1 protein-coding gene, 5 tRNA genes and 6 rRNA genes are annotated in these 12,519 nt (G+C 50.4%); 1 reads left to right on the top strand and 11 read right to left on the bottom strand.

What is annotated here, in order from left to right:
* Window positions 1-180 precede the first annotated feature (180 nt).
* Window positions 181-1,392, top strand: coding sequence for an MFS transporter (locus J6600_RS01000; RefSeq protein WP_179156185.1), 1,212 nt, complete (start codon window positions 181-183; stop codon window positions 1,390-1,392).
* Between the two features lie 95 nt (window positions 1,393-1,487).
* On the opposite strand, the gene rrf (J6600_RS00995) is transcribed toward J6600_RS01000, so the two are convergent.
* The 11 genes from rrf (J6600_RS00995) to J6600_RS00945 all read right to left on the bottom strand — a co-directional run bounded on the left by rrf (J6600_RS00995) (window position 1,488) and on the right by J6600_RS00945 (window position 12,242).
* Window positions 1,488-1,603 (bottom strand): 5S ribosomal RNA (gene rrf / locus J6600_RS00995).
* Between the two features lie 50 nt (window positions 1,604-1,653).
* Window positions 1,654-4,580, bottom strand: a 23S ribosomal RNA gene (locus tag J6600_RS00990).
* Window positions 4,581-4,755: 175 nt separating this feature from the next.
* Window positions 4,756-6,303 (bottom strand): 16S ribosomal RNA (locus tag J6600_RS00985).
* A 303-nt stretch (window positions 6,304-6,606) separates the two neighbouring features.
* Window positions 6,607-6,683 (bottom strand) — tRNA-Pro (locus J6600_RS00980).
* Between the two features lie 16 nt (window positions 6,684-6,699).
* A tRNA-Arg gene (locus J6600_RS00975) sits at window positions 6,700-6,776 on the bottom strand.
* 32 nt (window positions 6,777-6,808) lie between these two features.
* Window positions 6,809-6,883, bottom strand: a tRNA-Gly gene (locus J6600_RS00970).
* Window positions 6,884-7,230: 347 nt separating this feature from the next.
* Window positions 7,231-7,303, bottom strand: a tRNA-Thr gene (locus tag J6600_RS00965).
* Between the two features lie 2 nt (window positions 7,304-7,305).
* Window positions 7,306-7,380 (bottom strand) — tRNA-Asn (locus tag J6600_RS00960).
* Window positions 7,381-7,426: 46 nt separating this feature from the next.
* Window positions 7,427-7,542, bottom strand: a 5S ribosomal RNA gene (rrf, locus tag J6600_RS00955).
* A 50-nt stretch (window positions 7,543-7,592) separates the two neighbouring features.
* Window positions 7,593-10,520: ribosomal RNA gene (locus J6600_RS00950) — 23S ribosomal RNA — on the bottom strand.
* 175 nt (window positions 10,521-10,695) lie between these two features.
* Window positions 10,696-12,242, bottom strand: a 16S ribosomal RNA gene (locus J6600_RS00945).
* Together the 16S, 23S and 5S rRNA genes with 5 tRNA genes alongside form the textbook arrangement of a ribosomal RNA operon.
* Window positions 12,243-12,519 lie beyond the last annotated feature (277 nt).

Below are 12,519 nucleotides of genomic sequence, written 5' to 3'. Positions count from 1 at the left end.
ATTATTGAAAATAATGTCAACGTTCTTTCTTGTAAAAAATGTTAACAATTTGTTAACGTTACCATAAGGGATGTACGAGAAAAAGTTATGTGATATAGTAACAATACTTGGATTTTTTGTAAAATCATCATGTCATACGAGTAGAGAGAAATATTATTTTACCAATAAGGAGATAAAATGATGAAAACTCGTCTGCTGTGGATAAGCTGTTTTTCTTATGGATCGATTGCTTTTACACTTGTTATTCTGGGAGCCGTACTGCCTGAGTTACTCACACATTATTCACAAAGCTACAGTAATGGCGGAGTATTGGTATTCTCTCAGTTCATGGGCTTTCTCATCGGTGTCATCGGAATGCCATACATGGTGAAAAAGCTTGGGCGCAAAAACGTCGTTATCTTTGGCCTGGCACTCATCAGCTGTGAAATGTTCATCACCTTCCTGCCGCCCTGGCCGCTGCTCTTTCTTCTCGTCAGCATCGCAGGGCTTGGCGCCGGACTGGTGGAATCCTGCGTAGGCACGATCATCCTCACCGCTATTAAAGAAAGACAGGCTGTGGCCATGAGCAAGATGGAAGTGGCCTACGGATTAGGTGCGCTTTTCATGCCTCTGCTCTCAGGCTTTCTTATCAACAACCACATGTGGACAATTGCTTTTTTAGTATTAGGGTTATCCAGTTTTGCACTCTTAATTGCATGGAAGCAGATGAGTTTCGGCAGTATTGATCAGCTTCTCATCCGCAAAGAGGTCTCTTCTGCTGACACTCAAAAAGAAAGCACCGGTTATCGGTCACACGGATTGCTGTTTATTGCCTTGGCGGGTGCTTATTTCTTCTTTTACGGCGGCAGTGAAGTTTCAATTGTCCATTTTATCCCCTCCATTTTCGCTGAGAAATGGGATATCCCCAACTCTTTGGCAACGATAACAGTTACAGTGTATTGGACGGGTATGATCATCGGAAGGTTATTAACAGGCCCGGTATCAGAAAAGCTGACATATCACCGTTATCTTCGTCTCATAAGCATTGGCGGTCTGGCAGCACTTACCGTATTAGCATTAAGTAAAAACGTATGGTTCGGTTTTGCCCTTTGCTTCTTTTTAGGACTGTTCATGGCAGGCATGTTTGCAATAGCCCTAATCATCACGAATCATTTTTATCCCGGAAAGACAGAAACAACTACCAGTATTCTGCTCGCTTCAAACGGATTAGGAGGTTCACTCCTTCCGATCGCCGTCGGCTGGAGCTTAGATGAATATCCCGCACAAACTGCATTCTGGCTGTTTACTGCACTGATGCTCCTTATGCTGCTGATTGTGTTCAGTTTAAGAATGCTCGAGACAATAAAATCAAACAATCTTCAACATCACAACAGCAAAGCAAAATCAATGTAAACAAAAAAGCTAATGCCCTTGAAAGGCATTAGCTTTATATATCTATGTGATCTTCCATATAAAAAACCCAGTTCATCATGAACTGGGTTAAGATAGCTTGGCGGCGTCCTACTCTCACAGGGGGAAACCCCCGACTACCATCGGCGCTGAAGAGCTTAACTTCCGTGTTCGGCATGGGAACGGGTGTGACCTCTTCGCTATCGCCACCAAACCATTGAGAGTGTTCTCTCAAAACTAGATAACAGTAAGCATACATTCAAATTGGTTAAGTCCTCGATCGATTAGTATCTGTCAGCTCCATGTGTCGCCACACTTCCACCTCAGACCTATCAACCTGATCATCTTTCAGGGATCTTACTTCCTTGCGGAATGGGAAATCTCATCTTGAGGGGGGCTTCATGCTTAGATGCTTTCAGCACTTATCCCGTCCGCACATAGCTACCCAGCGATGCCCTTGGCAGAACAACTGGTACACCAGCGGTGCGTCCATCCCGGTCCTCTCGTACTAAGGACAGCTCCTCTCAAATTTCCTGCGCCCGCGACGGATAGGGACCGAACTGTCTCACGACGTTCTGAACCCAGCTCGCGTACCGCTTTAATGGGCGAACAGCCCAACCCTTGGGACCGACTACAGCCCCAGGATGCGATGAGCCGACATCGAGGTGCCAAACCTCCCCGTCGATGTGGACTCTTGGGGAGATAAGCCTGTTATCCCCGGGGTAGCTTTTATCCGTTGAGCGATGGCCCTTCCATGCGGAACCACCGGATCACTAAGCCCGACTTTCGTCCCTGCTCGACTTGTAGGTCTCGCAGTCAAGCTCCCTTGTGCCTTTACACTCTGCGAATGATTTCCAACCATTCTGAGGGAACCTTTGGGCGCCTCCGTTACCTTTTAGGAGGCGACCGCCCCAGTCAAACTGCCCACCTGACACTGTCTCCCCGCCCGATAAGGGCGGCGGGTTAGAAGGTCAATACAGCCAGGGTAGTATCCCACCGATGCCTCCACCGAAGCTGGCGCTCCGGTTTCCAAGGCTCCTACCTATCCTGTACAAGCTGTACCAACATTCAATATCAGGCTGCAGTAAAGCTCCACGGGGTCTTTCCGTCCTGTCGCGGGTAACCTGCATCTTCACAGGTACTATAATTTCACCGAGTCTCTCGTTGAGACAGTGCCCAGATCGTTGCGCCTTTCGTGCGGGTCGGAACTTACCCGACAAGGAATTTCGCTACCTTAGGACCGTTATAGTTACGGCCGCCGTTTACTGGGGCTTCAATTCGCACCTTCGCTTACGCTAAGCGCTCCTCTTAACCTTCCAGCACCGGGCAGGCGTCAGCCCCTATACTTCGCCTTACGGCTTCGCAGAGACCTGTGTTTTTGCTAAACAGTCGCCTGGGCCTATTCACTGCGGCTCTCTCGGGCTTGCACCCTAACAGAGCACCCCTTCTCCCGAAGTTACGGGGTCATTTTGCCGAGTTCCTTAACGAGAGTTCTCTCGATCACCTTAGGATTCTCTCCTCGCCTACCTGTGTCGGTTTGCGGTACGGGCACCTCTCACCTCGCTAGAGGCTTTTCTTGGCAGTGTGGAATCAGGAACTTCGCTACTATAATTCGCTCGCCATCACAGCTCAGCCTTCACGGGAAACGGATTTGCCTATTTCCCAGCCTAACTGCTTGGACGCGGATATCCAATACCGCGCTTACCCTATCCTCCTGCGTCCCCCATTGCTCAAATGGTGAGGAGGTGGTACAGGAATATCAACCTGTTATCCATCGCCTACGCCTTTCGGCCTCGGCTTAGGTCCCGACTAACCCTGAGCGGACGAGCCTTCCTCAGGAAACCTTAGGCATTCGGTGGAGGGGATTCTCACCCCTCTTTCGCTACTCATACCGGCATTCTCACTTCTAAGCGCTCCACAAGTCCTTCCGGTCTTGCTTCACAGCCCTTAGAACGCTCTCCTACCACTGTTCGAAGAACAGTCCGCAGCTTCGGTGATACGTTTAGCCCCGGTACATTTTCGGCGCAGAGTCACTCGACCAGTGAGCTATTACGCACTCTTTAAATGATGGCTGCTTCTAAGCCAACATCCTGGTTGTCTAAGCAACTCCACATCCTTTTCCACTTAACGTATACTTTGGGACCTTAGCTGGCGGTCTGGGCTGTTTCCCTTTCGACTACGGATCTTATCACTCGCAGTCTGACTCCCAAGGATAAGTCATCGGCATTCGGAGTTTGACTGAATTCGGTAACCCGGTAGGGGCCCCTAGTCCAATCAGTGCTCTACCTCCGAGACTTTTACCTTGAGGCTAGCCCTAAAGCTATTTCGGAGAGAACCAGCTATCTCCAGGTTCGATTGGCATTTCACCCCTACCCACACCTCATCCCCGCACTTTTCAACGTGCGTGGGTTCGGGCCTCCATTCAGTGTTACCTGAACTTCACCCTGGACATGGGTAGATCACCTGGTTTCGGGTCTACGACCACGTACTCAATTCGCCCTATTCAGACTCGCTTTCGCGCGGCTCCGCATCTTCTGCTTAACCTTGCACGGGATCGTAACTCGCCGGTTCATTCTACAAAAGGCACGCCATCACCCGTTAACGGGCTCTGACTACTTGTAGGCACACGGTTTCAGGATCTCTTTCACTCCCCTTCCGGGGTGCTTTTCACCTTTCCCTCACGGTACTGGTTCACTATCGGTCACTAGGGAGTATTTAGCCTTGGGAGATGGTCCTCCCGGATTCCGACGGAATTTCACGTGTTCCGCCGTACTCAGGATCCACTCAGGAGAGAACGAAGTTTTGACTACAGGGCTGTTACCTCCTATGGCGGGCCTTTCCAGACCTCTTCATCTACCTCGTTCCTTTGTAACTCCGTACAGAGTGTCCTACAACCCCAAGAGGCAAGCCTCTTGGTTTGGGCTGGTCCCGTTTCGCTCGCCGCTACTCAGGGAATCGCATTTGCTTTCTCTTCCTCCGGGTACTTAGATGTTTCAGTTCCCCGGGTCTGCCTTCTCATATCCTATGTATTCAGATATGGATACCACTCCATTACGAGTGGTGGGTTTCCCCATTCGGAAATCTCCGGATCAAAGCTTGCTTACAGCTCCCCGAAGCATATCGGTGTTCGTCCCGTCCTTCATCGGCTCCTAGTGCCAAGGCATCCACCGTGCGCCCTTTCTAACTTAACCGTTAAAAAGAATCACTACGTGATATCTTGCATTACTAATTGAATGTGAATTACTTCTGTTATCTAGTTTTCAAAGAACAACATCTCGAAGAATCGAATGATCCTTCAAAACTAAACAAGACAGGGAACGTTCTGTTTATAAGACCCAAGGTCTTATATTCCGTTAAAATCCTTAGAAAGGAGGTGATCCAGCCGCACCTTCCGATACGGCTACCTTGTTACGACTTCACCCCAATCATCTGTCCCACCTTCGGCGGCTGGCTCCTAAAAGGTTACCTCACCGACTTCGGGTGTTACAAACTCTCGTGGTGTGACGGGCGGTGTGTACAAGGCCCGGGAACGTATTCACCGCGGCATGCTGATCCGCGATTACTAGCGATTCCAGCTTCACGCAGTCGAGTTGCAGACTGCGATCCGAACTGAGAACAGATTTGTGGGATTGGCTTAACCTCGCGGTTTCGCGCCCTTTGTTCTGTCCATTGTAGCACGTGTGTAGCCCAGGTCATAAGGGGCATGATGATTTGACGTCATCCCCACCTTCCTCCGGTTTGTCACCGGCAGTCACCTTAGAGTGCCCAACTGAATGCTGGCAACTAAGATCAAGGGTTGCGCTCGTTGCGGGACTTAACCCAACATCTCACGACACGAGCTGACGACAACCATGCACCACCTGTCACTCTGCCCCCGAAGGGGACGTCCTATCTCTAGGATTGTCAGAGGATGTCAAGACCTGGTAAGGTTCTTCGCGTTGCTTCGAATTAAACCACATGCTCCACCGCTTGTGCGGGCCCCCGTCAATTCCTTTGAGTTTCAGTCTTGCGACCGTACTCCCCAGGCGGAGTGCTTAATGCGTTAGTGCGAGCACTAAGGGGCGGAAACCCCCTAACACTTAGCACTCATCGTTTACGGCGTGGACTACCAGGGTATCTAATCCTGTTCGCTCCCCACGCTTTCGCTCCTCAGCGTCAGTTACAGACCAGAGAGTCGCCTTCGCCACTGGTGTTCCTCCACATCTCTACGCATTTCACCGCTACACGTGGAATTCCACTCTCCTCTTCTGCACTCAAGTTCCCCAGTTTCCAATGACCCTCCCCGGTTGAGCCGGGGGCTTTCACATCAGACTTAAGAAACCGCCTGCGAGCCCTTTACGCCCAATAATTCCGGACAACGCTTGCCACCTACGTATTACCGCGGCTGCTGGCACGTAGTTAGCCGTGGCTTTCTGGTTAGGTACCGTCAAGGTGCCGCCCTATTTGAACGGCACTTGTTCTTCCCTAACAACAGAGCTTTACGATCCGAAAACCTTCATCACTCACGCGGCGTTGCTCCGTCAGACTTTCGTCCATTGCGGAAGATTCCCTACTGCGCCTCCCGTAGGAGTCTGGGCCGTGTCTCAGTCCCAGTGTGGCCGATCACCCTCTCAGGTCGGCTACGCATCGTTGCCTTGGTGAGCCGTTACCTCACCAACTAGCTAATGCGCCGCGGGTCCATCTGTAAGTGGTAGCCGAAGCCACCTTTTATGTCTGAACCATGCGGTTCAAACAACCATCCGGTATTAGCCCCGGTTTCCCGGAGTTATCCCAGTCTTACAGGCAGGTTACCCACGTGTTACTCACCCGTCCGCCGCTAACATCAGGGAGCAAGCTCCCATCTGTCCGCTCGACTTGCATGTATTAGGCACGCCGCCAGCGTTCGTCCTGAGCCAGGATCAAACTCTCCGATAAAGTAGTTTGACTGACTACGCACATCGCTGTGCGATTTATTTAAAACTTTGAATTAACAGGTACGTTTTGTCTTGTTTAGTTTTCAAAGATCATTACCGCTTGTTGAAGCAGCTTTATTATCTTACCACTCAGCTTCTTTTATGTCAACAACTTTTTTTAAGCTGTTTCCGAAGCTTTTTGTTGTTGTCTGCTGTTCATCAGCGACGTTTAATAATATACCACGGTGTCTCTCTATAAATCAAGCATTTTTTTAAAAAAAAGAGAGAAAAAGAAAACCAGTATATTATCTTTAAAGTTTGAGAATGGTCGGGAAGACAGGATTCGAACCTGCGACCCCATGGTCCCAAACCATGTGCTCTACCAAGCTGAGCTACTTCCCGATTTTTAAAAATATTATGGCGCGCCCGAGAGGAGTCGAACCCCTAACCTTTTGATCCGTAGTCAAACGCTCTATCCAATTGAGCTACGGGCGCAATTAATATCACAATATCCCGTTGGGATAAAATGGAGCGGAAGACGGGATTCGAACCCGCGACCCCCACCTTGGCAAGGTGATGTTCTACCACTGAACTACTTCCGCAAGTAAAAATGTAATGTACAGCCAGAATACAGCATCAGATAACCCAAAAACTGTATTGTTATTTATTCAGTAAAACTCCAAACAGTATAACCCGCAGTTTAATCTAAAGCATACTGTTCATTATGACAAAAGTAATTATATCAAGGTTTTGATAAAAGTCAATACCGTTTAACAATTAATTATGTTAATCTCTTTGAATCATTGAAGCAAGGCTAACCTCATCAGAAAGCGCGCTTTAAACACCTATACCTTAACTGCTGCAATCAGTAACAGTTTTTACTGATCCAAACAAAAAAATAACAGTTCCATAACGCGCGGAAACTGCTTCAGATCAACGTATTTAGATAAGCTTCCAAGCGGGCTCGAACCGCTGACCTCTTCCTTACCATGGAAGTGCTCTACCTGCTGAGCTATGGAAGCAATGGCTCCGCAGGTAGGACTCGAACCTACGACCGATCGGTTAACAGCCGATAGCTCTACCACTGAGCTACTGCGGAATATTATAAGCTTCATAAACAAAAACATGGTAGATAAAATAAAAAAGCTTGGCGGCGTCCTACTCTCACAGGGGGAAACCCCCGACTACCATCGGCGCTGAAGAGCTTAACTTCCGTGTTCGGCATGGGAACGGGTGTGACCTCTTCGCTATCGCCACCAAACCATTGAGAGTGTTCTCTCAAAACTAGATAACAGTAAGCATACATTCAAATTGGTTAAGTCCTCGATCGATTAGTATCTGTCAGCTCCATGTGTCGCCACACTTCCACCTCAGACCTATCAACCTGATCATCTTTCAGGGATCTTACTTCCTTGCGGAATGGGAAATCTCATCTTGAGGGGGGCTTCATGCTTAGATGCTTTCAGCACTTATCCCGTCCGCACATAGCTACCCAGCGATGCCCTTGGCAGAACAACTGGTACACCAGCGGTGCGTCCATCCCGGTCCTCTCGTACTAAGGACAGCTCCTCTCAAATTTCCTGCGCCCGCGACGGATAGGGACCGAACTGTCTCACGACGTTCTGAACCCAGCTCGCGTACCGCTTTAATGGGCGAACAGCCCAACCCTTGGGACCGACTACAGCCCCAGGATGCGATGAGCCGACATCGAGGTGCCAAACCTCCCCGTCGATGTGGACTCTTGGGGAGATAAGCCTGTTATCCCCGGGGTAGCTTTTATCCGTTGAGCGATGGCCCTTCCATGCGGAACCACCGGATCACTAAGCCCGACTTTCGTCCCTGCTCGACTTGTAGGTCTCGCAGTCAAGCTCCCTTGTGCCTTTACACTCTGCGAATGATTTCCAACCATTCTGAGGGAACCTTTGGGCGCCTCCGTTACCTTTTAGGAGGCGACCGCCCCAGTCAAACTGCCCACCTGACACTGTCTCCCCGCCCGATAAGGGCGGCGGGTTAGAAGGTCAATACAGCCAGGGTAGTATCCCACCGATGCCTCCACCGAAGCTGGCGCTCCGGTTTCCAAGGCTCCTACCTATCCTGTACAAGCTGTACCAACATTCAATATCAGGCTGCAGTAAAGCTCCACGGGGTCTTTCCGTCCTGTCGCGGGTAACCTGCATCTTCACAGGTACTATAATTTCACCGAGTCTCTCGTTGAGACAGTGCCCAGATCGTTGCGCCTTTCGTGCGGGTCGGAACTTACCCGACAAGGAATTTCGCTACCTTAGGACCGTTATAGTTACGGCCGCCGTTTACTGGGGCTTCAATTCGCACCTTCGCTTACGCTAAGCGCTCCTCTTAACCTTCCAGCACCGGGCAGGCGTCAGCCCCTATACTTCGCCTTACGGCTTCGCAGAGACCTGTGTTTTTGCTAAACAGTCGCCTGGGCCTATTCACTGCGGCTCTCTCGGGCTTGCACCCTAACAGAGCACCCCTTCTCCCGAAGTTACGGGGTCATTTTGCCGAGTTCCTTAACGAGAGTTCTCTCGATCACCTTAGGATTCTCTCCTCGCCTACCTGTGTCGGTTTGCGGTACGGGCACCTCTCACCTCGCTAGAGGCTTTTCTTGGCAGTGTGGAATCAGGAACTTCGCTACTATAATTCGCTCGCCATCACAGCTCAGCCTTCACGGGAAACGGATTTGCCTATTTCCCAGCCTAACTGCTTGGACGCGGATATCCAATACCGCGCTTACCCTATCCTCCTGCGTCCCCCCATTGCTCAAATGGTGAGGAGGTGGTACAGGAATATCAACCTGTTATCCATCGCCTACGCCTTTCGGCCTCGGCTTAGGTCCCGACTAACCCTGAGCGGACGAGCCTTCCTCAGGAAACCTTAGGCATTCGGTGGAGGGGATTCTCACCCCTCTTTCGCTACTCATACCGGCATTCTCACTTCTAAGCGCTCCACAAGTCCTTCCGGTCTTGCTTCACAGCCCTTAGAACGCTCTCCTACCACTGTTCGAAGAACAGTCCGCAGCTTCGGTGATACGTTTAGCCCCGGTACATTTTCGGCGCAGAGTCACTCGACCAGTGAGCTATTACGCACTCTTTAAATGATGGCTGCTTCTAAGCCAACATCCTGGTTGTCTAAGCAACTCCACATCCTTTTCCACTTAACGTATACTTTGGGACCTTAGCTGGCGGTCTGGGCTGTTTCCCTTTCGACTACGGATCTTATCACTCGCAGTCTGACTCCCAAGGATAAGTCATCGGCATTCGGAGTTTGACTGAATTCGGTAACCCGGTAGGGGCCCCTAGTCCAATCAGTGCTCTACCTCCGAGACTTTTACCTTGAGGCTAGCCCTAAAGCTATTTCGGAGAGAACCAGCTATCTCCAGGTTCGATTGGCATTTCACCCCTACCCACACCTCATCCCCGCACTTTTCAACGTGCGTGGGTTCGGGCCTCCATTCAGTGTTACCTGAACTTCACCCTGGACATGGGTAGATCACCTGGTTTCGGGTCTACGACCACGTACTCAATTCGCCCTATTCAGACTCGCTTTCGCGCGGCTCCGCATCTTCTGCTTAACCTTGCACGGGATCGTAACTCGCCGGTTCATTCTACAAAAGGCACGCCATCACCCGTTAACGGGCTCTGACTACTTGTAGGCACACGGTTTCAGGATCTCTTTCACTCCCCTTCCGGGGTGCTTTTCACCTTTCCCTCACGGTACTGGTTCACTATCGGTCACTAGGGAGTATTTAGCCTTGGGAGATGGTCCTCCCGGATTCCGACGGAATTTCACGTGTTCCGCCGTACTCAGGATCCACTCAGGAGAGAACGAAGTTTTGACTACAGGGCTGTTACCTCCTATGGCGGGCCTTTCCAGACCTCTTCATCTACCTCGTTCCTTTGTAACTCCGTACAGAGTGTCCTACAACCCCAAGAGGCAAGCCTCTTGGTTTGGGCTGGTCCCGTTTCGCTCGCCGCTACTCAGGGAATCGCATTTGCTTTCTCTTCCTCCGGGTACTTAGATGTTTCAGTTCCCCGGGTCTGCCTTCTCATATCCTATGTATTCAGATATGGATACCACTCCATTACGAGTGGTGGGTTTCCCCATTCGGAAATCTCCGGATCAAAGCTTGCTTACAGCTCCCCGAAGCATATCGGTGTTCGTCCCGTCCTTCATCGGCTCCTAGTGCCAAGGCATCCACCGTGCGCCCTTTCTAACTTAACCGTTAAAAAGAATCACTACGTGATATCTTGCATTACTAATTGAATGTGAATTACTTCTGTTATCTAGTTTTCAAAGAACAACATCTCGAAGAATCGAATGATCCTTCAAAACTAAACAAGACAGGGAACGTTCTGTTTATAAGACCCAAGGTCTTATATTCCGTTAAAATCCTTAGAAAGGAGGTGATCCAGCCGCACCTTCCGATACGGCTACCTTGTTACGACTTCACCCCAATCATCTGTCCCACCTTCGGCGGCTGGCTCCTAAAAGGTTACCTCACCGACTTCGGGTGTTACAAACTCTCGTGGTGTGACGGGCGGTGTGTACAAGGCCCGGGAACGTATTCACCGCGGCATGCTGATCCGCGATTACTAGCGATTCCAGCTTCACGCAGTCGAGTTGCAGACTGCGATCCGAACTGAGAACAGATTTGTGGGATTGGCTTAACCTCGCGGTTTCGCGCCTTTGTTCTGTCCATTGTAGCACGTGTGTAGCCCAGGTCATAAGGGGCATGATGATTTGACGTCATCCCCACCTTCCTCCGGTTTGTCACCGGCAGTCACCTTAGAGTGCCCAACTGAATGCTGGCAACTAAGATCAAGGGTTGCGCTCGTTGCGGGACTTAACCCAACATCTCACGACACGAGCTGACGACAACCATGCACCACCTGTCACTCTGCCCCCGAAGGGGACGTCCTATCTCTAGGATTGTCAGAGGATGTCAAGACCTGGTAAGGTTCTTCGCGTTGCTTCGAATTAAACCACATGCTCCACCGCTTGTGCGGGCCCCCGTCAATTCCTTTGAGTTTCAGTCTTGCGACCGTACTCCCCAGGCGGAGTGCTTAATGCGTTAGTCTGCAGCACTAAGGGGCGGAAACCCCCTAACACTTAGCACTCATCGTTTACGGCGTGGACTACCAGGGTATCTAATCCTGTTCGCTCCCCACGCTTTCGCTCCTCAGCGTCAGTTGCAGACCAGAGAGTCGCCTTCGCCACTGGTGTTCCTCCACATCTCTACGCATTTCACCGCTACACGTGGAATTCCACTCTCCTCTTCTGCACTCAAGTTCCCCAGTTTCCAATGACCCTCCCCGGTTGAGCCGGGGCTTTCACATCAGACTTAAGAAACCGCCTGCGAGCCCTTTACGCCCAATAATTCCGGACAACGCTTGCCACCTACGTATTACCGCGGCTGCTGGCACGTAGTTAGCCGTGGCTTTCTGGTTAGGTACCGTCAAGGTGCCGCCCTATTTGAACGGCACTTGTTCTTCCCTAACAACAGAGCTTTACGATCCGAAAACCTTCATCACTCACGCGGCGTTGCTCCGTCAGACTTTCGTCCATTGCGGAAGATTCCCTACTGCTGCCTCCCGTAGGAGTCTGGGCCGTGTCTCAGTCCCAGTGTGGCCGATCACCCTCTCAGGTCGGCTACGCATCGTTGCCTTGGTGAGCCGTTACCTCACCAACTAGCTAATGCGCCGCGGGTCCATCTGTAAGTGGTAGCCGAAGCCACCTTTATGTCTGAACCATGCGGTTCAAACAACCATCCGGTATTAGCCCCGGTTTCCCGGAGTTATCCCAGTCTTACAGGCAGGTTACCCACGTGTTACTCACCCGTCCGCCGCTAACATCAGGGAGCAAGCTCCCATCTGTCCGCTCGACTTGCATGTATTAGGCACGCCGCCAGCGTTCGTCCTGAGCCAGGATCAAACTCTCCGATAAAGTAGTTTGACTGACTACGCACATCGCTGTGCGATTTATTTAAAACTTTGAATTAACAGGTACGTTTTGTCTTGTTTAGTTTTCAAAGATCATTACCGCTTGTTGAAGCAGCTTTATTATCTTACCACTCAGCTTCTTTTATGTCAACAACTTTTTTTAAGCTGTTTCCGAAGCTTTTTGTTGTTGTCTGCTGTTCATCAGCGACGTTTAATAATATACCATGCATTCTTTAAATTTAGCAAGTGTTTTTTTCATTTTTTTTAAAACGTATTTCGTT

It is taken from the genome of Bacillus sp. LJBV19, from assembly GCF_017797845.1.
Classification (GTDB): domain Bacteria; phylum Bacillota; class Bacilli; order Bacillales; family Bacillaceae; genus Bacillus; species Bacillus velezensis.
Note: the sequence above shows the minus strand (reverse complement) of the source record. Positions and strands in the feature narration are given on the sequence as shown.

What these genes read in the sequence shown, in the direction of transcription:
- J6600_RS01000 (WP_179156185.1), top strand. Translation starts at nt 181, where the DNA reads ATGAAAACTCGTCTGCTGTGGATAAGCTGTTTTTCTTATGGATCGATT.